General features: G+C 65.8%; 28 protein-coding genes and 1 pseudogene. 24 read left to right on the top strand and 5 right to left on the bottom strand.

Going from position 1 to position 26,108, the window contains the following annotated elements:
• The first annotated feature begins 1 nt into the window (after position 1).
• From ASE22_RS07750 to ASE22_RS07705, 10 genes and pseudogenes are all read left to right on the top strand, one after another.
• Positions 2 to 502: a MauE/DoxX family redox-associated membrane protein gene (locus ASE22_RS07750; RefSeq protein WP_056357053.1), complete on the top strand. Its 501-nt coding sequence runs from the start codon at positions 2 to 4 to the stop codon at positions 500 to 502.
• Positions 499 to 1,092 (top strand): methylamine dehydrogenase accessory protein MauD, encoded by a 594-nt coding sequence (gene mauD, locus ASE22_RS07745; protein WP_056357052.1) that lies wholly within the window; start codon positions 499 to 501, stop codon positions 1,090 to 1,092. Before ASE22_RS07750 ends, mauD begins: the two co-directional genes overlap by 4 nt.
• Positions 1,093 to 1,121: 29 nt before the next feature.
• A complete protein-coding gene (locus ASE22_RS07740) occupies positions 1,122 to 1,679 on the top strand; it encodes a methylamine dehydrogenase light chain (RefSeq protein WP_056357050.1) in 558 nt (185 codons plus the stop codon).
• A gap of 2 nt (positions 1,680 to 1,681) precedes the next feature.
• Positions 1,682 to 2,146, top strand: a complete 465-nt coding sequence (locus ASE22_RS07735) for a c-type cytochrome (RefSeq protein WP_156397603.1) — start codon at positions 1,682 to 1,684, stop codon at positions 2,144 to 2,146.
• Between the two features lie 8 nt (positions 2,147 to 2,154).
• Positions 2,155 to 2,631, top strand: a complete 477-nt coding sequence (locus ASE22_RS07730; RefSeq protein ID WP_235536250.1) for a cytochrome C — start codon at positions 2,155 to 2,157, stop codon at positions 2,629 to 2,631.
• Positions 2,628 to 4,879 (top strand): annotated as a pseudogene (locus tag ASE22_RS07725) (TonB-dependent receptor). The gene ASE22_RS07730 and the pseudogene ASE22_RS07725 overlap by 4 nt, the downstream one beginning before the upstream one ends.
• A 53-nt stretch (positions 4,880 to 4,932) precedes the next feature.
• Positions 4,933 to 6,336, top strand: a complete 1,404-nt coding sequence (locus ASE22_RS07720) for an aldehyde dehydrogenase family protein (RefSeq protein WP_056357039.1) — start codon at positions 4,933 to 4,935, stop codon at positions 6,334 to 6,336.
• A 53-nt stretch (positions 6,337 to 6,389) separates the two neighbouring features.
• Positions 6,390 to 7,925 carry an AMP-binding protein gene (locus ASE22_RS07715; protein WP_235537535.1) on the top strand — a complete coding sequence of 512 codons (1,536 nt, stop codon included), beginning with the start codon at positions 6,390 to 6,392 and terminating at the stop codon, positions 7,923 to 7,925.
• On the top strand, positions 7,922 to 9,544 hold the full coding sequence (locus tag ASE22_RS07710) for an AMP-binding protein (RefSeq protein WP_056357033.1): 1,623 nt from the start codon (positions 7,922 to 7,924) through the stop codon (positions 9,542 to 9,544). Before ASE22_RS07715 ends, ASE22_RS07710 begins: the two co-directional genes overlap by 4 nt.
• 22 nt (positions 9,545 to 9,566) lie before the next feature.
• Positions 9,567 to 9,827 carry a hypothetical protein gene (locus ASE22_RS07705; RefSeq protein ID WP_235537536.1) on the top strand — a complete coding sequence of 87 codons (261 nt, stop codon included), beginning with the start codon at positions 9,567 to 9,569 and terminating at the stop codon, positions 9,825 to 9,827.
• A gap of 2 nt (positions 9,828 to 9,829) precedes the next feature.
• Here ASE22_RS07705 and ASE22_RS07700 read toward each other — a convergent pair whose 3' ends face one another.
• Both ASE22_RS07700 and ASE22_RS07695 read right to left on the bottom strand, forming a co-directional pair.
• Positions 9,830 to 10,798, bottom strand: coding sequence for a 2-hydroxyacid dehydrogenase (locus tag ASE22_RS07700; protein WP_056357027.1), 969 nt, complete (start codon positions 10,796 to 10,798; stop codon positions 9,830 to 9,832).
• Positions 10,795 to 11,736 carry a hypothetical protein gene (locus tag ASE22_RS07695; protein ID WP_056357024.1) on the bottom strand — a complete coding sequence of 314 codons (942 nt, stop codon included), beginning with the start codon at positions 11,734 to 11,736 and terminating at the stop codon, positions 10,795 to 10,797. Before ASE22_RS07695 ends, ASE22_RS07700 begins: the two co-directional genes overlap by 4 nt.
• 515 nt (positions 11,737 to 12,251) lie before the next feature.
• On the opposite strand from ASE22_RS07695, the gene ASE22_RS07690 reads away from it, so the two are divergent.
• From ASE22_RS07690 to ASE22_RS07670, 5 genes are all read left to right on the top strand, one after another.
• Positions 12,252 to 12,908 (top strand): cistern family PEP-CTERM protein, encoded by a 657-nt coding sequence (locus tag ASE22_RS07690; RefSeq protein ID WP_235537537.1) that lies wholly within the window; start codon positions 12,252 to 12,254, stop codon positions 12,906 to 12,908.
• Between the two features lie 46 nt (positions 12,909 to 12,954).
• Complete coding sequence (locus tag ASE22_RS07685; protein WP_200933311.1) at positions 12,955 to 13,290, top strand: DMT family protein; 336 nt, start codon at positions 12,955 to 12,957, stop codon at positions 13,288 to 13,290.
• A gap of 119 nt (positions 13,291 to 13,409) precedes the next feature.
• Positions 13,410 to 13,961, top strand: a complete 552-nt coding sequence (gene hslV / locus ASE22_RS07680; protein ID WP_056357017.1) for an ATP-dependent protease subunit HslV — start codon at positions 13,410 to 13,412, stop codon at positions 13,959 to 13,961.
• Between the two features lie 42 nt (positions 13,962 to 14,003).
• A complete protein-coding gene (hslU, locus tag ASE22_RS07675; RefSeq protein ID WP_056357016.1) occupies positions 14,004 to 15,305 on the top strand; it encodes an ATP-dependent protease ATPase subunit HslU in 1,302 nt (433 codons plus the stop codon).
• A 129-nt stretch (positions 15,306 to 15,434) separates the two neighbouring features.
• Positions 15,435 to 15,785, top strand: a complete 351-nt coding sequence (locus ASE22_RS07670; RefSeq protein WP_056357012.1) for an ArsC family reductase — start codon at positions 15,435 to 15,437, stop codon at positions 15,783 to 15,785.
• A gap of 9 nt (positions 15,786 to 15,794) precedes the next feature.
• Here ASE22_RS07670 and ASE22_RS07665 read toward each other — a convergent pair whose 3' ends face one another.
• Positions 15,795 to 16,964: a GGDEF domain-containing protein gene (locus ASE22_RS07665; protein ID WP_056357009.1), complete on the bottom strand. Its 1,170-nt coding sequence runs from the start codon at positions 16,962 to 16,964 to the stop codon at positions 15,795 to 15,797.
• Between the two features lie 160 nt (positions 16,965 to 17,124).
• Between ASE22_RS07665 and purT the strand changes: the two genes are divergently transcribed.
• The 8 genes from purT to ASE22_RS07625 all read left to right on the top strand — a co-directional run bounded on the left by purT (position 17,125) and on the right by ASE22_RS07625 (position 24,963).
• Positions 17,125 to 18,309, top strand: coding sequence for a formate-dependent phosphoribosylglycinamide formyltransferase (purT, locus tag ASE22_RS07660; RefSeq protein ID WP_056357006.1), 1,185 nt, complete (start codon positions 17,125 to 17,127; stop codon positions 18,307 to 18,309).
• The gene (locus ASE22_RS07655; RefSeq protein WP_056357003.1) at positions 18,309 to 18,692 is read left to right on the top strand and encodes a RidA family protein; all 384 of its coding nucleotides are present in this window, start codon (positions 18,309 to 18,311) and stop codon (positions 18,690 to 18,692) included. The genes purT and ASE22_RS07655 overlap by 1 nt, the downstream gene beginning before the upstream one ends.
• Before the next feature lie 57 nt (positions 18,693 to 18,749).
• A complete protein-coding gene (locus tag ASE22_RS07650; RefSeq protein ID WP_056358656.1) occupies positions 18,750 to 19,772 on the top strand; it encodes an aldo/keto reductase in 1,023 nt (340 codons plus the stop codon).
• Between the two features lie 161 nt (positions 19,773 to 19,933).
• Positions 19,934 to 20,248, top strand: coding sequence for a UrcA family protein (locus tag ASE22_RS07645; RefSeq protein WP_056357000.1), 315 nt, complete (start codon positions 19,934 to 19,936; stop codon positions 20,246 to 20,248).
• A 330-nt stretch (positions 20,249 to 20,578) separates the two neighbouring features.
• Positions 20,579 to 21,502 (top strand): sulfate adenylyltransferase subunit CysD, encoded by a 924-nt coding sequence (gene cysD, locus ASE22_RS07640; protein WP_268797113.1) that lies wholly within the window; start codon positions 20,579 to 20,581, stop codon positions 21,500 to 21,502.
• Positions 21,502 to 23,415, top strand: coding sequence for a sulfate adenylyltransferase subunit CysN (gene cysN / locus ASE22_RS07635; protein WP_056356994.1), 1,914 nt, complete (start codon positions 21,502 to 21,504; stop codon positions 23,413 to 23,415). Before cysD ends, cysN begins: the two co-directional genes overlap by 1 nt.
• Positions 23,412 to 24,152, top strand: coding sequence for a 3'(2'),5'-bisphosphate nucleotidase CysQ (locus ASE22_RS07630; protein ID WP_056356991.1), 741 nt, complete (start codon positions 23,412 to 23,414; stop codon positions 24,150 to 24,152). The genes cysN and ASE22_RS07630 overlap by 4 nt, the downstream gene beginning before the upstream one ends.
• 16 nt (positions 24,153 to 24,168) lie before the next feature.
• Entirely contained in the window at positions 24,169 to 24,963 is a 795-nt protein-coding gene (locus tag ASE22_RS07625; RefSeq protein WP_056356988.1) for a sulfite exporter TauE/SafE family protein, read from the top strand.
• Positions 24,964 to 24,991: 28 nt separating this feature from the next.
• On the opposite strand, the gene ASE22_RS07620 is transcribed toward ASE22_RS07625, so the two are convergent.
• Both ASE22_RS07620 and ASE22_RS07615 read right to left on the bottom strand, forming a co-directional pair.
• On the bottom strand, positions 24,992 to 25,228 hold the full coding sequence (locus tag ASE22_RS07620) for a hypothetical protein (RefSeq protein WP_056356985.1): 237 nt from the start codon (positions 25,226 to 25,228) through the stop codon (positions 24,992 to 24,994).
• Positions 25,225 to 25,491 carry a hypothetical protein gene (locus ASE22_RS07615; protein WP_056356982.1) on the bottom strand — a complete coding sequence of 89 codons (267 nt, stop codon included), beginning with the start codon at positions 25,489 to 25,491 and terminating at the stop codon, positions 25,225 to 25,227. Before ASE22_RS07615 ends, ASE22_RS07620 begins: the two co-directional genes overlap by 4 nt.
• Before the next feature lie 227 nt (positions 25,492 to 25,718).
• On the opposite strand from ASE22_RS07615, the gene ASE22_RS07610 reads away from it, so the two are divergent.
• Positions 25,719 to 25,964 (top strand): hypothetical protein, encoded by a 246-nt coding sequence (locus tag ASE22_RS07610; RefSeq protein WP_056358653.1) that lies wholly within the window; start codon positions 25,719 to 25,721, stop codon positions 25,962 to 25,964.
• Positions 25,965 to 26,108 lie beyond the last annotated feature (144 nt).

Raw genomic sequence — 26,108 nt, 5'->3', positions numbered from 1 at the left:
CATGGCATCCCCGCTCGCTCTCTTCCTGGCGGTGGTCCTGCTGACGGCGGCGATGCACAAGCTCGTCGCCCGGGATCGGCTGGCCGCCGCCGCCGCCCGGCTGGCCGGCGCCGCCCCTGCGCTGGGCCAGCCGCTCAGCCTGGCCGCCGCCGCGGTCGAGGCGGGCGCCGGACTCGCGCTGGTGATGCCGGCCGCGCGTCCGGCGGGTGCCCTCGTCGCGGCGCTGCTGTGGACGGCATATGCGGTCCTGCTGCTGCGCGCCCATCGTGCCGGCCGCGCTTTCGATTGCGGCTGCAGCTTCGGCGCCCAGCCAAAGGTCGTCACCCTCTATCCGGCCAAGCGCGCCGCCGTCCTAGCCGCGCTGGCGATCGGTGTCGGGCTGATGCCGGCAGCGATACCGGGCGTCCTCGACCTGTTCGCGGCGCTCGCCTTCTTCGCCCTCTATCTTGCCGCCGGCGAACTCGCCGCGGTTCCCTCCACTGGCAGGAGCTTCGCTCGATGACCGGTTTCGCTCTCGCATCTCAGATCATGTTGTGGATCGCGGTCGGCGTCCTCGGCGTGTTGGTCATGGCGCTCGCCCGCCAGGTCGGCGTGCTCCACGAACGCATCGCCCCGGCCGGCGCGCTGACCCTGCACCAGAAGGTGTCGGTCGGCGACAAGGGCCCCGAGATGGAGCTGACCGCGCTCGACGGCGGGCGGGTCCGCATCGGCGGGCAGCGCCAGGGCCGCAGCCAACTGCTCTTCTTCCTCTCGCCCGACTGCCCGATCTGCAAGACGCTCATGCCGGTGCTGCGCTCCGCCGCGCGGGCCGAGGCGCATTGGGTCGACACCGTTCTGGCGAGCGATGGCGAGAACGAGGCCGAGCATCGCCGGATGGTGATGAAGCAGGACTTGGCGGGTATCCCTTATGTCCTGTCGGAGACGCTGGGCCGGTCGCTGGGGGTCTCGAAGCTGCCCTATGCGGTGCTGCTCGACGAACAGGGCAAGATCGCCTCCCTCGGCCTGATCAACAATCGCGAACATCTGGAAAGCCTGTTCGAGGCCAAGGAGCGCGGCGTCGCTTCGATCCAGCAGTTCCTGGCCGGTGCCTGAGCGCAACATGAAAAAAGGGGCAGCGTGATATGTCGGACATGGACAGTTTTGCCGAACGCACCGCGCGCAGGATTGCGCGCCGCACCTCCCGCCGCAGCCTGCTGACGTTGATCGGCGGGGCGATCACCGGGGCGGCGGTCATCCCGGTGCTGCCGGTGTCGCGGGCCGTCGCGTCGACCCATGGCGGTGGCCAGAGCGGCCAGCCGCCGCAGACGACGGGCAATCCGCAGGATCCGGGCGACCAGACCCAGTGCGACTATTGGCGATACTGCGCGATCGACGGGTTCCTCTGCTCCTGCTGCGGCGGCAGTGCGAGCGCCTGCCCGCCGGGAACCGAGATGTCGCCGATAACCTGGATCGGCACCTGCCTGAACCCCGCCGACGGGCGGTCCTACATCATCAGCTATAATGACTGCTGCGGCAAATCCTCGTGCGGGCGCTGCCTGTGCAACCGCAACGAGAGCGACCGGCCGATGGTCCGCCCGCAGTCGAACAACGACATCAACTGGTGCCTCGGGACCGAGAGCGGATCGGTCTACAACTGCTCTACCGCGGTAATCCTCGGCACGGCGCTGGAGACCAGGTGACGATGCGGCCCGGCGCCCTTTTCCCGATCGCGCTGATGACGGCGGTGCTGCCGACATCCCTGGCTTCGGCCGCGGCGGACGGAGCGAAGGTCTATCAGCGCTGCGCCGCCTGCCACCTGCCGACGGGGAAGGGCGTCCCTGGCGCCTTCCCGCCGCTCCAGGCCGACGTTCGCGCGCTGGCCGGCATCCCGGAGGGGCGCCGCTATCTGGTGCTGGCCGTGACCAGCGGGCTGTCGGGTCCGCTGACCGTCGAAGGCAAGACCTATCGCGGGATGATGCCGCCGCAGAGTGGCCTCGACGACGAGGCGGTCGCGGCGGTGCTCAGTCATGTGACGGGCGAGATCGCGGGCGGCGGCCGGACGGTGAAGCCGTTCACCGCTGCCGAAGTGAGGATGGCCCAGGACAGCGGGGCCGGGCTCGACGCCGCCGCCGTGGCCCGCCTCCAGCCGAAGCTGTCGGGCAAATGAGGGCGGCGGTGGTCGTTGCGATCCTGGGGATCGGAATGGCCGCCGGAGCAGCGGCCGCGATTGGCACGGCGATGCCGGGCGTGGCCAATCCGCAGCGCGCCCACGTCAACTGGATGGTCAAGTGCCAGGGCTGCCACCGCCCGGACGGGCAGGGTACCCCGACGACGGCGCCCGCGATGGCGGGACAGGTGGCGCGGCTGCTGGCCGTGCCGGGCGGGCGGGAGTTCCTCGGGCAGGTGCCCGGGGTCGCGACGGCGGCGTTGCCCGACGACCAGCTTGCCGAACTGCTCAACTGGACGCTGCAGCGATTTGATCCGGTGCATATGCCCGCCGGGTTCCAGCCCTATACGACAGACGAAATTCGGAAGCTGCGGGAAACGCCGCTCCGGATCGAGGCGGCCGCGAAGCGCGCGCGGCTCGTGGCCGCCCTCGAGATGCACAGGCGCATCGACGCAGCAAGAAATCAAAAAGGGGACGGTCAATGAGCAAGTCGAGAGTTTCAGCCCGGACGTTGCGTACACTGGCATTGTTGCTGTCGGGATTGTCGAGTCAGGCGCTGATGGCGCAGACCGCGACCGAGACGGCGGCACCCAACGACCAGGAAATCGTCGTCACCGCGCAGAAGCGCAGCGAGCGCCTTCAGGACGTCCCGATCTCGGTCTCGGCGATCGGCGGGGACGCGGTCCGCAAGCAGCGCCTGTCCTCGGCCGACGACCTGGTCAGCAAGGTCGCCAACCTCCAGCTGACGTCGACCGTCGGCGACGGCACCCCGATCTTCGCCCTGCGCGGCGTTTCGATGTCGGACTACAGCCTCAACCAGTCGGGTCCGGTCGCGACCTATTATGACGAGGTCTACAAGGGCAATTTCGCTTTCCTCGGCGTGGCGCTCTATGATCTCGAGCGGGTCGAGGTGCTGCGCGGCCCACAGGGCACGCTCTACGGCAAGAACACCACCGGCGGCGCGGTCAACCTGATCAGCCGCAAGCCCGAGATCGGCAAGACCGAGGGCTATCTCAACCTCGGCTACGGCAATTACAACCGGCGCGAGGCGAACGGCGCGATCAATGTGCCGCTGGGCCAGACGCTCGCCGCGCGGCTCGCCTTCACCGTCGCCCGCGCCGACGGCTGGTTCAAGAACCAGCTGCCCGGCAAGCCCGATCTCAACGGCACCCGCGAATATGCGTTGCGCGGATCGCTGCTCTGGGAACCGCGCGACGGCGTGTCCTTCCTGCTGCGCGCTTCGACCAGCTACCAGAATCCCTATAATTACGGAATCTACGGTGCGCCGGGCCCCGACGGCGTGGGCGCGGGGCTCTATGAATCGCTGGGTCAGGGGACCAGCTATTTCCGTAGCGGCCTCGGCCGGCGCGAGATCGAGTCCGAATATACGCCGCGCCGCCGCGCGCGGACCTATGCGGTCTCGCTTACCTCGACGTTCGATATCGGCAACGACCTTTCGATCGTGTCGGTGTCGTCCTGGGACAAGGGCCGCCTGAACTTCGGCGAGGATACCGACGGAGCGCCGAACAAGGCGCTGGAGATCTTCTACGGCGACCGCGCGACCCAGATCTCGCAGGACCTGCGCCTCGCCAGCAATTGGGGCGGACCGTTCGATTTCATCCTCGGCGCCTATTACAACCGGGAGAAGGTGTTCAACACGACCGACTTCGGCATCTTCAAGGATGCCGATATCGACGGCAACGGCACGATCGATGCGGCCGACTGCGCGGCAGGGCTGCCCGCGGCGTGCAGCGTGGTCAACCGGTTCGACCAGTTGAAGCACAGCTACGCGCTCTACAGCGACCTGCATTATGATTTCGGCGGCGGCTTCACCCTGCGGGGCGGCCTCCGCTTCACGCGTGACGACGGCAGCCAGACCGGGCTGACGTCGAATGCCGTCGGGGCGGACGGCGTGCTGGTGGCGGCGCTGATTCCGCCGACCGACCTGCGCTTCAAGACCAATAATCTGTCGGGCAAGATCGGCCTCGACTACAAGGTCGACCGCGATACGCGCTCTACGCCAACTACAGCCGCGGTTATCGCGCCCGCAGCTTCAACGCGCAGGCCTTCTTCGATCCGTCCGAAGCCTCGGTCGCCAAGCCCGAGACGATCGACGCCTTCGAAGGTGGCGCCAAGCTGCAGTTCGCCGATCGCCGGGTCACCCTGAACCTCGCCGGCTTCTATTATCTCTACAAGAACCAGCAGTTCATCAACATCAGCCCGCTTACGGCCGCGCAGACCCTGGTCAATGTCGACAAGTCGCGCATCTATGGCGGCGAGGCCGAACTCAACGTTCGCGCCAACGAATGGGTCAGCCTGCGCGCGGGCCTCGGCCTGCTCAACGCGCGGATCAAGAAGGGCATTCTCAGCGGCGCCGACGTGAGTGGCAACAAGCTGTCGAACGCGCCGTCGATGAGCGCGAACGGCGGTCTCGACATCACCGTGATGGACGCGGATGCCGGCAAGATCAGCATCCATCCCGACATCAGCTATGTGTCGAGCCAGTATTTCGAAGTGTTCAACGTCCCCCGGCTGAAGCAGGGCGCCTACACGCTGCTCGGTGGGCATATCGATTTCGAACGTGGTCCGTTCAGCGCGTCGGTCTGGGGCAAGAACCTGACCAACCGCTACTATCTCACATCGCGGGTCGATCTCGTCGGTGGCTTCGGCTTCGACTACAACCATGTCGGAGCACCACGGACCTATGGCGTGACCGTCGGATATAAATTCTAGGAAAGAGGCCGGGCCGCCCGCATGTGCGGGATGGCCCGGCCGAGGAGAGTGTGATGCCCGACTACAAGCTCTTGATCGGCGGCCGTCTTGTCGACGGCGCCGCGACGATGGACGTGATCAACCCCGCGACGGAGGAGGTGCTGGCCGCCTGTCCGCGCGCGTCCGAGGCGCAGCTCGACGAAGCGGTCGCGGCGGCGAAGCGGGCCTTTCCGGCCTGGGCCGCCAAGCCGATCGAGGAGCGTCGCGCGCTGATCCTGAAGCTGGCGGACGCCATCGAGGCGGATGCGGAGGCCTTCGCCCGGCTGCTGACCCAGGAACAGGGCAAGCCGCTGGCCGAGGCGACCGCCGAAATCGCCTATGCCCAGGCCTTCATCCGCCAGCTCGCGACCCATGACCTGCCGGTCAAGGTGCTCGAGGACAATGATCGCCGCCGGGTCGAGCAGCGGCGCCGTCCGCTGGGCGTCGTCGGGGCGATCATCCCCTGGAATTTCCCGGTCCTGATCGTCGCCTTCAAGTTGCCGCTGGCGCTGCTCGCGGGCAACACCATGGTTATCAAGCCCGCGCCGACCACGCCCCTGACCACGCTCAAGCTGGGCGAATTGATGGCGGAGATATTCCCCGCCGGCGTCGTCAACGTCATCACCGACCAGAACGACCTGGGCGGCAAGCTGTCGACCCATCCCGACGTGGCGAAGATCAGCTTCACCGGATCGACCGAGACCGGCCGCAAGGTGATGGCGAGCGCTGCCTCATCGATCAAGCGGCTCACGCTGGAACTGGGCGGCAACGACGCGGCGATCGTGCTGGGCGATGTCGATCCGGCCAAGGTCGCGCCCGGCATCTTCGGCGGTGCCTTCCTGAACGCCGGGCAAGTGTGCCTGGCGATCAAGCGGGTCTATGCCCATGCGGACATCTACGACGCGCTGTGCACCGAGCTGGGCCGGCTGGCGGAGGAGGCGATCGTCGACGATGGACTGAAGCAGGGCGTCCAGATCGGCCCGCTCCAGAACGCCGCCCAATATGAGAAGGTTAAGGGCTTCCTCGACGATGCCCGCGCCAACGGCACGATCGTCGCGGGCGGCGTCGTCGAGGACCGGCCAGGCTATTTCATCCGGCCCACTATCGTCCGCGACATCAGCGACGGCACGAAGCTGGTCGACGAGGAACAGTTCGGCCCGATCCTTCCGGTGATCCGCTATCAGGATGCCGAGGATGCGCTCGCGCGCGCCAACGCTTCGGACATGGGGCTGGGCGGGTCGATCTGGTCGACCGACCGCGAGGCGGCCCGCGACCTGGCCGGCCGGATGGAGAGCGGCACGGTCTGGATAAACAAGCATCTCGACTTCGGGCCGACCATGCCCTTCGGGGGAGCCAAGCAGTCGGGCCTGGGTGTCGAATTCGCCGAGGAAGGGCTGCACGAGTTCACCCAGATTCACGTGATCAACGAGGCAAAATAAAGATGCTCGATTTCGGGGATCGTCCCGCTTCGTTCAACTTCACACGCGATGTCATGGGACGTTGGGCCGAGCTGCGGCCCGACGACACCGCCATGGTCTGGACCGACCCCGGCGGGGCGGTGATCCGGCGGAGCTTCGCCGAGATGGCCGCCGCCGCCGCCCGCGCGGCGGCGGTGCTGAAGGAGGCCGGCGTCGGGCGCGGCGATACCGTGCTGATCCTGCTCAACCGCGAGGTCGAATGGTGGGAGCTGATGCTGGGCTGCATCGCGATCGGTGCGATCGCGTCGCCGGGCACCACCCAGCTGATGGCCAAGGACATCGCCTATCGCCACCAGGCCGCCGCCGCGCGGTGCGTTGTGGCGAGCGGCGACATGGCGGCGCGGGTCGAGACGGCACTGGCCGGGGGGGATGCCACGCTGCTCCATGTGGGCGGGGCGCGCGAAGGCTGGCTCGACTATGCGGCGTCGCGGGCCACGGCTGCACCGATCGTCGATGGGGCCGACACCGGCTTCGACGAGGACGCCCTATGCTATTTCACCAGCGGCACCACCGGCCAGCCGAAGATGACGATCCATGCGCATGGCTATACGCTCGCGCATCGCATCACCGGGTCCTACTGGCTCGACCTCAAGCCCGGCGACCTGCACTGGAACCTGTCCGACACGGGTTGGGCCAAGGCGGCCTGGAGCAGCCTGTTCGCGCCGTGGCTGATGGGCGCCGCGATCTTCGTCCACCATGCGCCGGGCTTCGACCCGGTCGCGACGCTCGACCTGCTCGAGCGGATGCCCGTAACCACGCTGTGCGCCCCGCCCACCGCCTATCGCATGCTCGTGCGCAGCGATCTGACCGGCCGGCGCTTCGAGGCGCTGCGCCATTGCGTGAGTGCGGGCGAGCCCCTGAATCCCGAGGTGATCGACCTGTGGAAGGCGGCAACCGGGCTCGACATCCATGACGGCTATGGACAGACCGAGACGGTGCTGCTCTGCGCCAACCGACCCGATGCTGCACGCCAGGGATCGATGGGCCGTCCGGCCCCAGCGTTCGACCTGGCAGTGATCGACGGCGAGGGCAACCGGCTACCGCCCGACAGCGAAGGCGATGTCGCGCTGCGCATCGCCGACGGCGACCCGCCCGGACTGTTCGCCCGCTACCGCGACGACCCGGAGCGCACCGCCGGCACCCGCCGCCATGGCTGGTACCTGACCGGCGACCGGGCGACCGTCGACGCCGACGGCTATTTCTGGTTCGTCGGCCGGTCCGACGACGTGATCCTGTCCTCGGGCTATCGCATCGGTCCGTTCGAGGTCGAAAGCGCGCTGTTCGAGCATCCCGCCGTCGCCGAGAGTGCGGTGGTGTCGAGCCCCGATCCGACCCGAGGCGAGGTGGTCAAGGCGTTCGTCATCCTTGCCGCCGGGTTCGAGCCGTCCGAGACGTTGGTGAAGATATTGCAGGACCACGTGAAATCGACGACTGCCCCGTATAAGTATCCCCGCAAGATCGAGTTCGTCGCGAGCCTGCCGAAGACGGTGAGCGGCAAGATACGCCGCAAGGAACTGCGCGATCGCGAATGGGAGAAGGGAGCGGTGTGATCGATTCGCATGTGAAGGGGCCGAATTTTCCGGCGCTGCTGGACGTGACGATCGGCGAACTGCTCGCCGCTACAGCGAGCCGGTTGCCCGATGCGACCGCACTGATCGTCCGCCACCAGTCTATCCGGTGGACCTACGCCGAGTTGCTCGCCCGGGTCGACGATCTCGCGCGGGGCTTCGTCCTGGCGGGTCTGCGTCCGGGCGATCGGATCGGCATCTGGTCGCCCAACTGTGTCGAATGGGTGCTGGTCCAGTTCGCGGCGGCGCGTGCCGGGTTGATCCTCGTCAACATCAACCCGGCCTATCGCGCCGGCGAGATGGCGCGCGCGCTGGAGATGGTCGGCTGCGCGGCGCTGGTGCTCGCGCGGTCCTTCAAGTCGAGCGATTATATCGCGATGCTCGCCGAGGTGCGTGACGAACTGCCCGATCTTCGCCTGGTCTTCTCGATCGGCGAGGGCGAACATCCGGGCTGCCGGCCGCTTGCCGAGATCATGGGCGGTGGCGCCGCGCCGCTGCCCGAGGACGTCCGGCCCGATCAACCCACGAACATCCAGTTCACCAGCGGTACCACCGGCCTGCCCAAGGGCGCTACGCTGTCCCACCGCAACATCGTCAACAACGGCTATATGGTCGGACATCGGATTGGCCTGTCGCCGGCCGATATCGTCTGTATCCCGGTGCCGCTCTACCATTGCTTCGGCATGGTGATGGGCAATCTCGCCTGCGTCGCCCATGGCGCGACGATGTGCTTTCCCGGGGAAGGCTTCGATCCGGGCGCGACGCTCGCAGCGGTGGCGGCGGAGGGGTGCACCGCGCTCTACGGCGTGCCGACCATGTTCGTCGCGATGCTCGAGCATCCCGATTTCGACGGGCATGACTTGAGCAGCCTGCGCACCGGCATCATGGCCGGCTCGCTCTGCCCGATCTCGGTGATGCAGGCGGTGCTTGGCCGGATGAACATGCACCAGGTGACGATCGCCTATGGCATGACCGAAACGAGTCCGGTCAGCTTCCAGTCGGCGATGGACGATTCGATAGAGCTGCGCGTCTCGACGGTGGGGCAGGTGCAGCCGCATCTCGAGGCCAAGGTGATCGGCCCCGACGGGGAGATCGTGCCGCTGGGCGAGCGTGGCGAACTCTGCACGCGCGGCTATTCGGTGATGCTCGGCTATTGGGGCGATCCCGAGAGGACGGCCGACGTGGTCGACGCCGACGGATGGATGCACACCGGCGACCTCGCGACCGTCGACGAGCAGGGCTATTGCCGGATCGTCGGCCGGATCAAGGACATGATCATTCGCGGTGGCGAGAACATCTATCCGCGCGAGATCGAGGAGCATCTGCTCACCCACCCCGACATCATCGACGCGCAGATCTTCGGCGTGCCCGATGCGAAGTTCGGCGAGGAGGTCTGCGCCTGGGTGATCTCGCGCAGCGGTTCGTTGTCCGAGGCGTCGGTGATCGGCCACTGTCGCGGCCGGATCGCGCATTACAAGGTGCCGCGCCATGTCCGTCTGGTCGAGGGCTTCCCGCTGACGGTCACCGGCAAGGTACAGAAATTCGCCATGCGCGAGATGATGGTCGCCGAGCTGTCGATAGGGGCCGATGAATCGGCCTGAGGCGAAGGTCCGGCCGCCTGCCATGCTGCTGGTCGCGGTCGCCCTGCTGACCGGTGGCACGCAGCCATTGTGGGCGCACAAGCCGCGACAGGCGGTGCTGACCCGAGAGACGTACCGCCAGCGTTGCCTGCTCTGCCACAAAGTGCCGCCCGATGGGATCGCACCGGAAATCGTCGCGGGGCTTGCCGTGCGACCGGCGCCGCGCGCCCGCGAGTTGATGCCGAACACGACTTGCTGGCGGCGTTGCGAGAAATGCTGGCCGGAGCCGCGGGCGACGCACTGACGTCAAGAGATGCGGTCGCGCGGGACTTCTCCCGCCGCCCATTGGTCGAGATTGGCGGCGGCGCGCATCCCCATCGCGGTCCGCGTGTCGATCGTAGCGCTGCCCAGGTGCGGCAACAGCACGGCATTCTCCAGGTCCAGATAGCCGGGGTGCAGCGAGGGTTCGCCCCGGTAGACATCGAGCCCCGCCGCCGCGATCACGCCGCGCTTGAGCGCGTCGATCAGCGCGTCGTCGTCCACCACCGATCCGCGGGCGGTGTTGATCAGCACCGCGGAGGGCTTCATCCGCGCCAGCCGTTCGCGGTTGATCAGCCCCTCGGTATCGGGACCGCCCGGGCAGTGGAGCGACAGGATGTCCGACGCTGCGATCAGGCCGTCGAGATCGGGGTGATGGACCGCCCCGAAGGCTGCTTCCACCGCGCGCGGCTGGCGGTTGCGCGAATGGTAGGCGATGGCCATGCCGAAGGCGGCCTTCGCCTTCTGTGCCACCGCCTGGGCGATACGGCCGAAGCCGACCAGGCCCAGCGTCCGCCCGCGCAGGTCGAGCCCGAGATGGGAGGTGGGCGACCAGCCGTCCCAGCGGCCCGCGCGCACCATGCGCTCCGCCTCACCGGACCGGCGGGTGGCGGAGAGCATCAGCAGGATCGCTATGTCGGCGGTCGCCTCGGTCACCGCGTCGGGGGTGTTGGTGACGGTGATGCCGAGCTCGCGACAGCGGGCCAGGTCGATATGATCGACCCCGGCGCCAAAATTGCAGATCAACCGGGTGCGGAAGGGACCGCCAGCGAGGAGCGCCGCGTCGATCCGGTCGGTCACGGTTGGCAGGATCGCGTCATAGTCGTGGAGCGCCGCCGCCAGCCGCTGCGCGTCGAGTGGCGTATCTTCGGTGTTGAACGTGACGTCGTGACGGTCGCGTAGAAAGGCCTCGGCCGGTTCGGGCCAGCGCCGGGTTACGAGGACTCGCAATGTCATGAGGCAGCATCCGGAGAGTGGGGCGGGCAAGGGGCGACGGCGATGCGCTGCGCTGCGCGCTGGTCTTCGTCGAGCAGATAGGTGATGTCGGCATGGTCCGGCATGGTGGCGAACAGATGTCGGGTGATGCGTTCGTAGAACAGCAGGAAACGGTCGAGGCCGGCATCGTCCATGATGCCGGAGTGGCGGCCGGTCGAGGCCGGTGCCCTCGCGGCCGTTGCGTTCCGCAGCTTAGCCTCCTGCGTACCGCGCCAGCGGCGGACCGCCGCGAAGGCGGGGGCCTTCAGATAGACGAGATGGTCGAGCCGGTCGAACAGTGGGCGATAGGGGCCGGCAAGCTGGTCGTTGACATGGCACCGCCAGCGGCCGTCAGTGTCCTCGTCCCGTTCCAGGGCGTTGACCGGCTGGGACAAGGCTTCCGCCGGCTGCGCGGTGGCGCCCACGCACCAGCCTTCGAACAGGACGATATCGACGGGCGCGGCGGCCCGTCTCCATCGGGAGCGGGGCATCTGGTCGTCAACCGCCTTGTCGAATGCGGGCAGGGGCACCGAAGGCCCCGCTCCGCCGGAGGTCAGGGCGTCGATCGTCCGGATGCCGAGGCCGACGTCATGCGTGCCAGGGACACCTCGCGTCGCCAGCAAAGGATGGACGTCGGCTGCCAGCCGGAGACGGTCGGCCCGGGGGAGATAGATGTCGTCGAGCGACAGGACCTCGGCGCGGAACCGGCCATCGGCCGCTATGAGCAGCGCGAGCAGTCTCGCCAGCGTCGATTTTCCGCTGCCCTGCGACCCGCAGACGCCTATGACGATCGGTGCGGTGGCGGCGCGGCGCCATGCCAGGATCCGGTCCCCCAGTTCCCTCCAATAGCCATCGACCTGCTGCCGATATGTTGCGGGAAGTCTCTCCGAGCGCAGAAAAGCCGCGACGTCGATGTCCATGCCAGCATCACCCGATCACGCCGCCGGAAGCGGCCGAGCAACTCTCCTAACGAGCATCACGCCGGAAACAATACGCTGTTTGTCCAAGGCACTCGGATCAGGCGGTCGACGGCGCGGCTCGCCGACGCTGCCCGCGCGAGAGGGATGCCGGCAGGCCGGCTCTGCCCGTACGCCGGGCGGCGGTCTTGACGCTACGCTACCAAACGCACCCGATCCGGGTGTGCGCTCTCTTAAACCGATGATATTGCACATGACGTTAACGGCGGGTGGCAGATTTGCCTCCTGTCATTAGACTTTCGGCGCAATCGGCGGGCCATGTTTTATGGCAGGAATCGTCGGGAAGCCGTCGCGTCGACCACTTGGCTCGACAGGCCGCCAATATTGGCAGGCGTTTCGCCAGTGTGCTATACTGTCCTTTCGTTACCCGGGTAGGGCCGGCTAACGTTGGGGGTATGTGTATGCTGCGTATGTTTCAACGGGCGACTCGGGCGGTCGTCGCTATCCTTTCGTTAGCCGTGCCGGCGTCTGCCGCGGTGGTCATCAGTTCGGCCAATAGCGGCTATAATTTTTCGATGGATTATGCGGGCTACGTCGCCGAGGCCTGGACCGATCAGGTGAGCGCGTTCGCCGACTTCACCTTCGATGGCGTGACCAACAACGGGCGGACCTTTAATTTCAGCTACGCGATGACCAACGACTCGATCGTCGACTCGCGCATCCGTTCGTTCGGCCTTGACACCAGCGGCACCGTGACCAGCCTTTCGGCCACCGGGGCCTACCAGTATACCGACCTGGACGGCCAGTTTCCGGTGGGGTTGGGGCGCCTCGACCTGTGCTTCATAGCGACGGGCAACGGAAGCTGCACGGGCGGTCCGGGCGGTTTGAGGTCCAATCCCGACGAATCCGGAACCGGGACCTTCGCCATCACTTTCGCGAATGTCATGGAATCGGTGACGTTCGACAATTTCGCGGTCCGTTTCCAGTCGATCAACCCGACGATCAACGGATCGAGTTCGGGCGTCGGGATCGGGTCGCTGGCCAGCGGCGGCGGCGGAAGTCCCATCACTGCGCCGGAACCGGGTACCTGGCTGATGCTGCTCGTCGGTTTCGGGCTCGTCGGCCATATGCTCCGCCGGCGCGCGGGCCCCACCCTGCTTCCGCAAGCAGCCTGATCCTTTTCCAGCGGTAGCGTTCGGGGTAATGGCTGCGGCCATGACCCTGACCCCGCTGCTGCTCCTCATCTGCTCCAACATCTTCATGACGGTCGCCTGGTACGGCCATCTGAAGTTCACCGATACGCGGCTGTGGATCGTGATCCTCGCCTCCTGGGGCATAGCGCTGGCGGAATATTGCTTCGCGGTGCCGGCCAACCGGATCGGCTACCTGCACGGCTGGACCGCCGGGCAGCTCAAGATCACGCAGGAAATCGTCACGCTCCTGGTCTTCGCGGGGTTCGCGGTGCTCGTCCTCGGCGAGCAGCTCGGCTGGCGGCATCTGGGCGCCTTTGCCTGTATGATCGGGGCCGCGTGCTTCATGTTCCTGGGCCGAAACTGATCCCGATTGCGCTGGCGGGAGGGGCACCCCATATCGCCCTTCGCAAAGCATATCAGGTTGGGCGCGATTTCCGAGCCGGCTGGCGTCCCACCAGCCTGGAAATCGCTAGTAGGACGAATATGAGCGAACTTCCCAAATGGCATGGCACCACGATCCTGTCGGTGCGCAAGGGCGGCAAGGTGGTCGTTATCGGCGACGGCCAGGTTTCGATGGGCAACACGGTGATGAAGCCCAACGCCCGCAAGGTCCGCAAGCTGGGCGATGGATCGGTGATCGGCGGCTTCGCCGGCGCGACGGCCGACGCCTTCACGCTGTTCGACCGGCTCGAACGCAAGCTGGAGCAGCATGGCGGACAGTTGCTGCGGGCTGCAGTCGAGCTGGCCAAGGACTGGCGGACCGATAAATATCTCCGCAATCTCGAGGCGATGATGATCGTCGCCGACAAGGACGTGACGCTGATCCTGACCGGCAATGGCGACGTGCTGGAGCCGGTCGGCGGGGTCGCTGCGATCGGATCGGGCGGCAACTTCGCCCTGTCGGCAGCGCGCGCGCTCGTCGATTATGAGGGCGATGCCGAGACGATCTGCCGCAAGGCGATGGCGATCGCCGCCGAACTCTGCGTCTACACCAATGACAGCCTGACGATCGAGACGCTCGACAGCGCCGCCTGACCGGTGCCGCGCAGCCTCGACGAATTGAAAGCAACACTCCCAATGAACGACAATCTCACCCCCAAGGCGATCGTCGCCGCCCTCGACGCGCATATCGTCGGGCAGTCCGATGCGAAGAAGGCCGTCGCGGTCGCGCTGCGCAATCGCTGGCGGCGCCAACGCTTGCCCGAGTCTCTCCGCGACGAGGTGACGCCGAAGAACATCCTGATGATCGGCCCCACCGGCTGTGGCAAGACCGAGATCAGCCGGCGCCTTGCCAAGCTGGCCGATGCGCCATTCGTCAAGGTAGAGGCGACCAAGTTCACCGAGGTCGGCTATGTCGGCCGCGACGTCGAGCAGATCGCCCGCGACCTGGTCGAGGAAGCGGTGCGGCTGGAGAAGGAACGCCGCCGCGCGGCGGTGAAGGACAAGGCCGAGGAAGCGGCGCTGGCACGCCTGCTCGACGCGCTGGTCGGCAAGGATGCCAGCGAGGCGACCCGCCTCGCCTTCCGCCAACGTTTCGAGGACCGCCAGCTCGACGACAAGGAAATCGAGATCGAGGTCGAGGACAGCGGCGGCATGCCGCTCGAGATCCCCGGAATGGGCGGCCAGGTCGGCATGATCAACCTGGGCGACATGATGGGCAAGGCGTTCGGGCAAGGACGCACCAAGCGCCGCAAGATGACGGTGCGCGCCGCCTGGTCGAAGCTGGTCGACGAAGAGGCCGACAAGCGGCTCGACCAGGACGAGGTGAGCCGGCTCGCGCTGCAGGACGCCGAGCAGAACGGCATCGTCTTCCTGGACGAGATCGACAAGATCGCGGTCAGCGACGTGCGCGGCGGATCGGTGAGCCGCGAGGGCGTGCAGCGCGACCTATTGCCGCTGATCGAGGGCACGACGGTCGCCACCAAATACGGCCCGCTGAAGACCGACCATATCCTTTTCATCGCGAGCGGTGCCTTCCATGTCGCCAAGCCGTCGGACCTGCTGCCCGAATTGCAGGGCCGCCTGCCGATCCGGGTCGAGCTGAAGGCGCTGACCGAGGCGGATTTCGTGCGGATCCTGTCCGACACGCGGGCCAGCCTGACCGAGCAGTATCGCGCGCTGATCGGGACCGAAGGGGTCGAGATCGGGTTCACCGAGGATGGCATCGCCGCGATCGCGAGGATCGCCGCCGAGGTGAACGGGCAGATCGAGAACATCGGCGCGCGCCGGCTGTCGACCGTGATGGAAAAGCTGCTCGAGGAGATCAGCTTCGGAGCCGAGGACCGCAAGGGCACGACGATCACGATCGACGCCGCCTATGTGAACGGCCAGCTCAGCGAAGTGGCGCGCGACACCGATCTGTCGAAATATGTGCTGTAACGGTTGGCTTGCTGTTCCTACCCGTCATTCCAGCGAAAGCTGGAATCTCCCTGCCTTGAAAGAGAAAGAGAGATCCCAGCTTTCGCTGGGATGACGGTTGGAAAAGTGCCGTGAAGGGAGGGCTCGACGATGACGATCACCATGTACGGCATCAAGAATTGCGACACGATAAAGAAGGCCCGCACCTGGCTTGAGGGTCACGGGCTTGGCTATGGCTTCCACGACTACAAGGCGTCGGGCGTCGACCGGGCGACCCTGGAGGCGTGGGCGGGCGTGGTCGGCTGGGAGGTGCTGCTCAACCGGGCGGGGACGACCTTCCGCAAGCTGCCCGACGCCGACCGGGCGGATATCGACCAAGCCAAGGCGATCGCGCTGATGGAAGCGCAACCATCGATGATCAAGCGGCCTGTGCTCGATATCGACGGCGAACTGCTCGTCGGCTTTAAGCCAGAGCTCTACGAGAAGGCGCTCGGCCGATAGGCACGCCGGTCAAAAGGCGGGCTGGACCTGTCGATCGACGGTCGTCCGATTTCGCCCGCTTTCCTTCGATGTGTAGAGCGCCCTGTCGGCGCGTTTGAGGATGTCGGCGAGGGCATGGTCGCCGGCGCTCATCGCGGCAACCCCGAAGCTGGCCGTCAGGCGCAGCGGCAGGTCCCCGATCTGGATCTCCATGATCCGCGCGCGCAAGGCCTCGACCAGGAGGCGGGCCACCTCGGGGCTGCTGCCAGGAAAGAACAGGACGAACTCCTCGCCCCCGAAGCGGCCATAATGGTCGGCGCCGGCCAGTTGTTCGCGGAACAATTCGGTCAGCCGACACAGCACGTCGTCGCCATGGCCATGGCCGTAAACATCGTTGATTTCCTTGAAATGGTCGACGTCGCAGATGGCGACCGACAGCGGCTGCTCGCTGGCGCGGGCCTCGTCTATCATTCGGCGTCCGGCGGCTTCGGCCGCGCGGCGGTTCGGAGCACCGGTCAGCGAGTCGGTCTCGGCGGTGAGGCGCAGCTTCTCGGCGAGGTCGCCGCCCATCAGGTAGAGCGAGAAGATGCCGGCTCCGACCGTCATCGCGGGAAGCCCGAGGAACACGATGTACATATAGACGCGGTCGAGCAGGGCCGATTCGCCATTGCCCATCGCCGCGAGCACCACGCCGCCGGCGAACTCGACCGCCGCGAGCCCGAAGCAAGTGAAGATGATCGGCCGCTCTCCGAGCCGGAGCTCGCGACCGGGGTGCCAGAGTGCCGTCGTAACGCCGAAGATCAGGACGGCTGCGGCGTAGAAGGGGACGATCGCGTTGCGCATGCCGCGGTCGGGTTCGCCGACGCTGTACCACAGGATCAGGAGCAGCCCGGCGAGCTGGCTGGCGAGCAGCGGCCCCGCCCGGTAGGGTAGGCCCGAGCGCATGCGATAGGCCATGGCGGCGAGGATCGGGGGCGTCATCGCGACCCAGCTCACCGCCAGGTTTACCCAGATGTCACCCTTGAAGAAGTAGAAGTAGGCGGCATCGGCGGCATAGAGCAGTACATTGCCGCCGAACGCGGCGGCGAGCAGCAACGCCATCTTCGGCTGGCCCAATGTCCGCGCGGCGAGCAGCATCGCCAAGGCCAGCAGGCCATTGACGAGCAGCAACACCGCGAAGATGAAGAAATCCACCGACATCTGGCCGGATCCTCCCCCGAAAACCCCTCGCCTTCATACCTCTTCCGAAGGCGACGTTAAACGAAGATATGCATGTCTCCCCGCGGCCCGAGCCGTCCGGAGCGAGCCGCTTCACCTGCGGGGGTTTCCTGTCTATCGCCATAGCCGAGGAGATTCCGCTATGACCCCCATCGCAAGGATATTGTTGCTCGGTTCGGGCGAGCTCGGCCGCGAGTTCACGATCGCCGCCAAGCGGCTGGGTGCCCATGTCACCGCCTGCGATTCCTATGCCGATGCCCCGGCGATGCAGGTCGCCGACGATCAAGAGGTCTTCTCCATGCTCGATGGGGATGCGCTGGCGGCGGTGATCGAGAAGCACCGGCCGGACCATATCGTCCCCGAGGTCGAGGCGATCCGCACCGAGGTCCTCAAGGATTTCGAGGATCGCGGTTTCTCGGTCGTGCCGTCGGCGCGCGCGACGATGCTGACGATGAACCGCGACCGCATCCGCGATGTCGCCGCGAACGACCTTGGCCTCGTAACCTCGCGCTTCCTCTATGCCGAGACGCTCGAGGAGATGCGTGCGGCGGTGAAGGCTGTCGGCATTCCCTGCGTGGTGAAGCCGGTCATGTCCTCGTCTGGCAAGGGGCAGAGCATCGTTACCGCCGAGGAGGCGGTCGACGCCGCCTGGGACTATGCGGTCGAAGGGATGCGCGGCGATCGGCAGCGCGTGATCGTCGAGGCGTTCATCGCCTTCGATTACGAGATCACCCTGCTCACGATCCGGACACGGCAGGGCGTCCTCTTCTGCGAACCGATCGGCCACCGGCAGGAGCGCGGCGACTATCAGGAAAGCTGGCAGCCTGCGCCCATGTCGAAGAAGGCGCTCGCCGCCGCCCAGGACATGGCGCGGAAGGTGGTCGATGATCTTGGCGGCTATGGCCTGTTCGGGGTCGAGTTCTTTGTCGCCGGCGAGCAGGTGATCTTCTCCGAGCTGTCGCCCCGGCCGCATGATACCGGCATGGTGACGCTGATCTCGCAGAACCTGACCGAGTTCGACCTGCATGCGCGCGCGATCCTGGGCCTTCCGATCCCGCACATCCATCTCAACGGCGCGGCGGCCTCCGCGGTGGTCCTCGCGGATCGTCACGCCGAGGATTTCCATTTCGAGGGGGCGGCCGAGGCACTGGCGCCGGTGCCTGGGATCGAGACCGATCTTCGTATCTTCGGCAAGCCGGCGACGCGGCCCAATCGCCGGATGGCCGTCACGCTGGCGCTGGCGCGCAAGGGGACGGCGGACGATGCGCGGGCCGTCGCCCGCGCCGCCGCCGCCAAGGTGAAGATCGTCTATGACGGAGAGGAGTGATGGCGCGCACGCCGATCTCTTCGGGATCGCCGTTCGAGAAGCAGGCCGGCTACAGCCGGGCGCTGATCGATGGCGACTGGGCGTTCGTGGCGGGGACGACGGGTTATGATCCGGAAACGCGGATCATGCCGGAAAGCGCGGCCGAACAGGCCCGCAACGCGCTGGCGCTGATCGCACGGACGCTGGAGGGTGCCGGTTTCGCGATGGCCGACGTCGTCCGGGCTACCTATTATCTCACGCAGGCCGACTATTGGGACGAGGTCGGGCCCGTGCTGGGCGAGGCCTTCGGCGACATCCGCCCGGCGGCGACCGCGCTGGTCGTCGGGCTGATCAAGCCCGAGATGAAGGTGGAGATCGAGGTGACGGCGCTCCGGCGGCGATGAGCCGACGCTGAGTCGAAGTCGGCCATTCCGGTCGCCGCCGTGCAAAGGAGACGAATGATGCGCTACAAGCCCCTTGGCCGGACCGGCCTCTACGTCTCCGAGCTGTGCCTCGGCACGATGACCTTCGGCGGCGGTACCGAGGGGATGTGGGCGTCGATCGGCAACCTCCAGCAGGGCGACGTCGACCGGTTGCTGCGCCAGTCGCTCGACGCGGGTATCAACTTCCTCGACACCGCCGACGTCTATGGCGAAGGCAGGTCCGAGCAGATCACCGGCCAGGCGATCCGCAATCTCGGTATCGCGCGCGACGAGATCGTCGTCGCGACGAAGGTGATGGGGCGGATGGGGCAGGGGCCCAATCAGCTGGGCCTTTCGCGTTACCACATCATGGAGGCAGTCAAGGCCAGCCTGGCGCGGCTCGGCCTCGATCATATCGATCTCTATCAGGTCCACGGCTTCGATGCGACGACGCCGATCGAGGAAACGCTGGAGGCGCTCGATACGCTCGTGCGCCATGGCCATGTCCGCTATGTCGGCGTGTCCAACTGGGCGGCATGGCAGATCGCCAAGGCGCTGGGCATTTCCGAGCGCCGAGGTCTGGCGAGCTTCGTCTCTCTGCAGGCCTATTATTCGATCGCGGGTCGCGACCTCGAACGCGAGCTGGTGCCGATGATGCAATCGGAGGGGCTGGGCCTGATGGTCTGGAGCCCGCTGGCGGGCGGCCTGTTGTCGGGCAAGTTCGACATCGGCAACGAGAAGAGCGGCGAGGGGCGTCGCGCCGGCTTCGATTTCCCGCCCGTCGACCGCGACCGGGCACGCGGGGCGATCGACGCGATGCGGCCGATCGCCGAGGCGAGGGGCGTGTCGGTGGCGCAGGTAGCGCTCGCCTGGCTGCTCCATCAGCCTGCCGTAACCAGCGTGATCGTCGGCGCGAAGCGGGCCGACCAGCTGACCGACAACATCGCCTCCACCCAGGTGGCGCTCAGCGCGGACGAACTGGCGGCACTCGGCGCGGCCAGCGCGCTGCCTTCGGAATATCCCGGCTGGATGTTCGACCGCCAGTCGGTCACGTCGCGTTGACGTGTTGGTAAATATTGCCAGAAAGCGGAAAATTTATACGAGAATTGGCGAAACTTGAATTCGGAATTTTAAGAAATCACGGTTTTTTCAAGGGAAATGGATTTGGCACGGTTCCTGCTGAGAGATGGGCATCCACAACGCACATCGAAAGGGACCTTAAAATGCAGAAGTTCAAGAACACCGTCGCCGGCACCTTCGCCCTGGCCGCCACCTTCGTCACCGTCGCCGCGGCCACACCGCTGCGCGCCGAAACGGTCGGTGTTCCGGTCGCCTATGGCGATCTGAACATCCAGAGCGAAGCCGGTGCCGCCCAACTCGACGCCCGTATTCGTCGCGCCGCCTACGAGGTGTGTGGCCGGGCCGACGTCGGCACCAACATCAAGGTCGCCAACTGCCGCCACGACGCGATCGGCACCGCCAAGGCGAAGCTGGCCCTTGCCGGCCAGGGCTCGGAGCTGAAGCTCGCCGCTCGCTGATCCGGCCGACATAAATGGCCTCCACCAAGGCCGCCAGGCGAAGGTCTCCAGCCTTCCTTGGCGGCCTTTTTCGTCCGGTGGCGGATCAGAGTGGAAGCCTTGGGCCAGGCCGTCGCGCTACCATGCGCCTTCTCGAGCCGTCGACCACGGCTCATCCCATATGTGATCAACTTTCAACTGACTATTCTTGGTCGATCTGAAATGGTGACGATGGAAAAGAAGGGGATGCCGCCGCTATAAAGCGGATGCTTGGGTTGAGTGAAAATTCAATAAGCTCCACATTTTCCTAAGCGTGCGGCAATTTTTACTTTGGCGCGCGGGGTTGGCGCTGTGGGTACAGGAAAGGCCATGAAAGACGTCATGAACCACCTCGAGCGGCTCGAGGCCGAGAGCATCCATATATTGCGGGAGGTCGTGGCCGAGTGCGAGCGACCGGTCATGCTCTACTCGGTTGGTAAGGATTCGGCGGTGATGCTGCATTTGGCGCGCAAGGCCTTCTATCCCTCGCCGCCGCCCTTCCCGCTGCTCCATGTCGACACGACGTGGAAGTTCCGGGCGATGTACGAGCTCCGCGACCGGATGGCGCGCGAGAGCGGCATGGAGCTGCTCGTCTATCACAACCCCGAGGCGCAGGAGCGGGGGATCAACCCGTTCGACCATGGTCCCCTCCACACCGACATGTGGAAGACCGAAGGTCTCAAGCAAGCGCTTGATAAATACGGTTTCGACGCAGCGTTCGGCGGCGCCAGGCGTGACGAGGAGAAGAGCCGGGCGAAGGAGAGGATCTTCTCCTTCCGCACCGCCTCGCATGGCTGGGATCCGAAGAACCAGCGGCCCGAATTATGGAACCTTTACAATGCGAAGAAGTCGAAGGGTGAAAGCATCCGCGTCTTCCCGATCAGCAATTGGACAGAGCTCGACATCTGGCAATATATCCAGCTGAACGATATCCCGATCGTGCCGCTCTACTTCGCGGCGCAGCGCCCAACGGTGGAGCGCGACGGCATGCTGCTGATGGTCGACGACGACCGCTTCCCGCTCGAGCCCGGCGAGGTGCCGGTCGACCGCTCGATCCGCTTCCGCACGCTCGGCTGCTACCCGCTGACCGGGGCGGTCGAGAGCGAGGCGGCCACCCTGAGCGAGGTCATCCAGGAGATGCTGCTCACCACCACCTCCGAACGGCAAGGCCGCGCGATCGACAAGGACGCGGGCGATGCTTCGATGGAGAAGAAGAAGAAAGAGGGATATTTCTGATGTCCGCGCCTTATGAATATGAGGCGGACGCCCTCATTGCCGAGGATATCGCCGCCTATCTCGAGCAGCAGCGCGAGAAATCGCTGTTGCGCTTCATCACCTGCGGGTCGGTGGACGACGGCAAATCTACCCTGATCGGGAGGCTTCTCTACGACAGCAAGATGATCTTCGAGGATCAACTCGCCGCGCTGGAGGCGGACAGCAAGCGGGTCGGCACCCAGGGGCAGAACATCGACTTCGCCCTCCTTGTCGACGGCCTCGCCGCCGAGCGCGAGCAGGGTATCACGATCGATGTCGCCTACCGCTTCTTCTCGACACCGAAGCGCAAGTTCATCGTCGCCGACACGCCCGGACATGAGCAATATACCCGCAACATGGTGACGGGCGCCTCGACCGCCGATCTCGCCGTCATCCTGATCGATGCGCGCAAGGGCGTGCTGACCCAGACCCGGCGGCACAGCTATCTGGCGCACCTGATCGGCATCAAGAATATCGTGCTCGCCATCAACAAGATGGATCTGGTCGACTATGACCAGTCGGTGTTCGATCGCATCATGCTGGCCTATCGCGCCTTTGCGACCGAGATCGGCATCACCAGCTTCACCGCAATCCCTATCTCCGGCATCAACGGCGACAACATCACGACCGAGTCAGAGCGGACACCCTGGTATTCCGGGCCGACGCTGATCGATCATCTCGAGACCGTAGAGATCGACCAGCAGGCCAGCCGCGCCAGGCCGTTCCGCCTGCCGGTGCAATGGGTCAACCGGCCCAATCTCGACTTCCGGGGCTTTTCGGGCCTGATCGCGACCGGCGAGGTGAAGCCGGGCGACGCGATCCGGGTGCTGCCGTCGGGCAAGACTTCGACCGTAAGCCGGATCGTTACCTTGGACGGCGATCTCGATAGCGCCGTCGCGGGCCAGTCGGTTACCTTGACCTTTGCCGACGAGATCGACTGCTCGCGCGGCGACGTCATCGCCATCGCCGACAATCCGCCGCAGGTCGCCGACCAGTTCGAGGCTACGATCGTCTGGATGGCGGAAAGCGATTTGCTCCCGGGCCGGCCCTACTGGTTGAAGCTCGGCACCCAGACCGTCACCGCCACCGTCCAGTCGCCCAAATATCAGGTCGACGTGAACAGCATGGAGCATCTGGCGGCGAAGACGCTGAGCCTCAATGCGATCGGGGTCGCCAATCTGTCGACCGACCGGCCGCTGGTGTTCGAATCCTATGCCGACAGCCGGACCTTGGGCGGCTTCATCCTGGTCGACAAGCTGACCAACGCGACCGTTGCAGCCGGCATGCTGCATTTCTGTCTGCGGCGGTCGCAGAACGTCCATTGGCAGGCAACCGACACGACCCGGGAGAAACGGGCCGATCTGAAAAACCAGAAAGCGGCGGTGCTGTGGTTCACCGGGCTGTCGGGGGCGGGAAAGTCGACCATCGCCAATATCGTCGAGCGCAAGCTGACTCGGATGAATCGGCACAGCTTCCTGCTGGACGGCGACAACGTCCGCCATGGGCTGAACAGGGATCTCGGCTTCACCGATGCCGACCGGGTCGAGAATATCCGCCGGGTGGGCGAGGTGGCGCGGCTGATGACCGATGCCGGCCTGATCGTGATCACCGCCTTCATCTCGCCCTTCCGCGCCGAGCGCGAGATGGTGCGTGCGATGATGGAGCCCGGCGAGTTCATCGAGGTCCATATCGACACCTCGCTGGCCGATGCCGAGCAGCGCGACGTGAAGGGCCTCTACAAGAAGGCTCGGGCGGGCCAGCTCAAGAACTTCACCGGCATCGACAGCCCCTATGAGGCGCCCGAGAAGCCGGAGATCCACATTGACACCGCCGCACTGTCGCCCGAGGAAGCTGCCGAGCTGATCATCGCGAAACTGCTGGGCGAAGAAGGATGAACGACGTCGAACTGGCGATCCATATCGCCGAACGCGCCGGCGGGATGCTGCTCGACCTGCGGGAAACCAGCGGTTTCGAGGGCAAGGCGCTCGGCGTCGAGGGGGATCGCATCGCCAATGCGTTCATCATGGAGACGCTGCGCCGCGAGCGGCCTGACGATGCGATCCTCTCCGAAGAGGAGGTCAACGATACCGCACGCTGCTCGGTCGAACGCGTGTGGATCGTCGACCCGCTGGACGGCACGCGAGAATATGGCGAGGGCCGGACCGACTGGGCGGTGCATGTCGCAATGGCGGTCGGCGGGGAGGCGACGCTCGGCGCGGTCGCATTGCCGGGGCTGGGCCTGACGCTCGATTCGGCCAGGCCGATGCCGCCGAAGCCGCGCCCGGCGACGCTGCGCATGCTGGTAAGCCGCACGCGGCCGGCGGCCGAAGCGATGGATGTCGCCCAAAAACTGGGTGCTGAGCTGGTGCCGATGGGCTCCGCGGGCGCCAAGGCGATGGCGGTGGTGCGCGGCGAAGCCGACATCTACCTCCATTCCGGAGGCCAATATGAGTGGGACAATTGTGCGCCCGTCGCGGTCGCCCGCGCAGCGGGGCTCCACTGTTCGCGGATTGACGGATCACCTCTGAGCTACAACCATGCGAATCCATGGCTGCCCGACCTGCTGATCTGTCCGGCCGATCTGGCCGAGGAGGTGCTTCGCCTCGTCGGAAGCGCGAGCGCGGCCGCGTGAGCGCGCAGCTCAGCTGATGATCGCCGTAGATTGGCTCAATGCGCTCGCCGGCCTGCTGGTCGGGGTCATCGTCGGTATAACCGGGGTCGGCGGCGGTTCGCTGATGTCGCCCATCCTGATCCTGCTGTTCGGCGTGGCGCCAGCCACGGCGGTCGGCACCGACCTGTGGTTCGCGGCAGTGACCAAGACCGCCGGGTCGATCGTCCATCACCGGCAGGAGAGCGCCGACCACCGTATCGTCGGCTGGCTGTGCCTGGGTAGTATTCCGGCAGCGGTCGCGACCCTGTTGCTGCTGTTCGAGTTCGGTGGGCACCAGACCAAGAGCGGGCTGATCGTGACGCTGCTCGGCACCATGCTGATCATCACCTCGTTCGCCACGCTGTTCCGCCGCCAGCTCGTCAGCGCCATGATCGACACCGACGACGAGATGAAGGCGCGCCGCTTCATCCGGTTCCAGCCGGTGCTGACCATGGCAGCTGGTGCGCTTCTGGGGACGCTTGTCACCCTGACGTCGGTCGGGGCGGGCGCTCTGGGGGCCACGCTGTTGCTGATGCTCTATCCGCTGCGGCTGACCGCGCGAAAGCTGGTCGGTACGGACATCATGCATGCGGTGCCGCTCACCCTGGTGGGCGGGATCGGTTATATGATCGCGGGCAGCGTCGACCTGCGGCTGCTGGGCATGCTGCTGATCGGCTCTATCCCCGGTATCGTCATCGGGTCGAGGCTGACGATGATGCTCGACGAACGGATCGTCCAGCGATGTCTGGCGGTCATCCTGTTCATTACCGGCATCAAGCTGGTGATGGTCTAGGCGGAATGTCGATGGAGCTTCGCCGCGCCTAAAGGGCGGCGCGCTCGATCATCGCCCAGCTGACGCCGGGGAAGGCGTCTTCGATCAATATCCGGGCAAGCGACCGACCCGCCTCCGCGCATCGGTCCGCATGTTGCGCGGCCTCGGCATGCCGATCTCGGTCACCTCGCGAACGGTCATGGCGATGCGCCTTCTCATCGGCCTGCGCGATGACCGACAGGATCGCCGCCAACCGAAGCCCGCGATGCTCGTCGCCGGCCGTCATGCGCCGCGCCCGCCCGCATCGGTCCAGGCCCGATGGATCGCATCGATCTCGAACAGCCCGTAGGCGGCGTGGAGGCAATCGAGCCATGCCGCTTCCCGAAGGCCGGCCGCAGTGGCGAAGAGACGTCGTCCCCGATCGTCGACGTAGGAGCGGCGCGTCGCGACCGTCGTCGACCAGTGCCGGAGATTGCGCAGGGCACGCTGGAGCCTGTCTATTTCCGCTACCTCGCGGCAGCCGGTGTCGATGGATTGGTGGAAGGTCATCTCGCCTCCGAAAAGAGGTCGAGATGCGTACAATATTTTTGTACAAAGTCAATCGAAATTCTGGGAGTCCGTTACCGGACGCGCATTTGCAAACTCGTGTTGCACCGAGAAATCGGCGATTTTTTCGATGTGGTGTGAACAATTGTAACTTCGCAAGGAGTCCTATTTTCTTGTTCGTCGCAGAGGTGCAGAGGGTGAGCGGGCACCAAGGAGCAGGACGAGTCGCGATGAACATGATGACGACGAATTGGCTGGAGCAGGCGGAGAGCCTTCCCTTCGACGCCCTCGTCGAGATGGCCGTCCGCATTTCGGAAAAGCCTCGTCCTATGCCGCCCTCTTGGATGATAGCTCCTTCCTTCCGTGGGATGGAGCAGGCCGCTGGCATGGCCGGGGTCTTGGATCGTCCCGAAATTCCCGCCCCATCGGCCATGCAACCCTATCGATCGATCCGCGAAGTTCCCCGTTCGTCGTGATCGCCCCATAGCCCGCGCGTCGCTCGCGGGCTTTTTTTGCCAAAGCGATAGGAAAAATCCTAGACAAGTAGGATTACGCGGATAGGATTGAACATAACGGGAACAAAAACGAGTCGATCGATGGGAAAGCCGGTTTATCGAACT

It is taken from the genome of Sphingomonas sp. Root720, from assembly GCF_001428605.1.
Taxonomy (GTDB): domain Bacteria; phylum Pseudomonadota; class Alphaproteobacteria; order Sphingomonadales; family Sphingomonadaceae; genus Rhizorhabdus.
Note: the sequence above shows the minus strand (reverse complement) of the source record. Positions and strands in the feature narration are given on the sequence as shown.

Bases quoted from the DNA above. Each gene is read 5' to 3' on its own strand.
- ASE22_RS07750 (WP_056357053.1), top strand. From the start codon at position 2: ATGGCATCCCCGCTCGCTCTCTTCCTGGCGGTGGTCCTGCTGACGGCG.
- mauD (WP_056357052.1), top strand. From the start codon at position 499: ATGACCGGTTTCGCTCTCGCATCTCAGATCATGTTGTGGATCGCGGTC.
- ASE22_RS07740 (WP_056357050.1), top strand. From the start codon at position 1,122: ATGTCGGACATGGACAGTTTTGCCGAACGCACCGCGCGCAGGATTGCG.
- ASE22_RS07735 (WP_156397603.1), top strand. From the start codon at position 1,682: ATGCGGCCCGGCGCCCTTTTCCCGATCGCGCTGATGACGGCGGTGCTG.
- ASE22_RS07720 (WP_056357039.1), top strand. From the start codon at position 4,933: ATGCCCGACTACAAGCTCTTGATCGGCGGCCGTCTTGTCGACGGCGCC.
- ASE22_RS07715 (WP_235537535.1), top strand. From the start codon at position 6,390: ATGGGACGTTGGGCCGAGCTGCGGCCCGACGACACCGCCATGGTCTGG.
- ASE22_RS07705 (WP_235537536.1), top strand. From the start codon at position 9,567: ATGCTGCTGGTCGCGGTCGCCCTGCTGACCGGTGGCACGCAGCCATTG.
- ASE22_RS07700 (WP_056357027.1), bottom strand. From the start codon at position 10,798: ATGACATTGCGAGTCCTCGTAACCCGGCGCTGGCCCGAACCGGCCGAG.
- ASE22_RS07695 (WP_056357024.1), bottom strand. From the start codon at position 11,736: ATGGACATCGACGTCGCGGCTTTTCTGCGCTCGGAGAGACTTCCCGCA.
- hslV (WP_056357017.1), top strand. From the start codon at position 13,410: ATGAGCGAACTTCCCAAATGGCATGGCACCACGATCCTGTCGGTGCGC.
- hslU (WP_056357016.1), top strand. From the start codon at position 14,004: ATGAACGACAATCTCACCCCCAAGGCGATCGTCGCCGCCCTCGACGCG.
- ASE22_RS07670 (WP_056357012.1), top strand. From the start codon at position 15,435: ATGACGATCACCATGTACGGCATCAAGAATTGCGACACGATAAAGAAG.
- ASE22_RS07665 (WP_056357009.1), bottom strand. From the start codon at position 16,964: ATGTCGGTGGATTTCTTCATCTTCGCGGTGTTGCTGCTCGTCAATGGC.
- purT (WP_056357006.1), top strand. From the start codon at position 17,125: ATGACCCCCATCGCAAGGATATTGTTGCTCGGTTCGGGCGAGCTCGGC.
- ASE22_RS07655 (WP_056357003.1), top strand. From the start codon at position 18,309: ATGGCGCGCACGCCGATCTCTTCGGGATCGCCGTTCGAGAAGCAGGCC.
- ASE22_RS07650 (WP_056358656.1), top strand. From the start codon at position 18,750: ATGCGCTACAAGCCCCTTGGCCGGACCGGCCTCTACGTCTCCGAGCTG.
- ASE22_RS07645 (WP_056357000.1), top strand. From the start codon at position 19,934: ATGCAGAAGTTCAAGAACACCGTCGCCGGCACCTTCGCCCTGGCCGCC.
- cysN (WP_056356994.1), top strand. From the start codon at position 21,502: ATGTCCGCGCCTTATGAATATGAGGCGGACGCCCTCATTGCCGAGGAT.
- ASE22_RS07630 (WP_056356991.1), top strand. From the start codon at position 23,412: ATGAACGACGTCGAACTGGCGATCCATATCGCCGAACGCGCCGGCGGG.
- ASE22_RS07625 (WP_056356988.1), top strand. From the start codon at position 24,169: ATGATCGCCGTAGATTGGCTCAATGCGCTCGCCGGCCTGCTGGTCGGG.
- ASE22_RS07620 (WP_056356985.1), bottom strand. From the start codon at position 25,228: ATGACGGCCGGCGACGAGCATCGCGGGCTTCGGTTGGCGGCGATCCTG.
- ASE22_RS07615 (WP_056356982.1), bottom strand. From the start codon at position 25,491: ATGACCTTCCACCAATCCATCGACACCGGCTGCCGCGAGGTAGCGGAA.
- ASE22_RS07610 (WP_056358653.1), top strand. From the start codon at position 25,719: ATGAACATGATGACGACGAATTGGCTGGAGCAGGCGGAGAGCCTTCCC.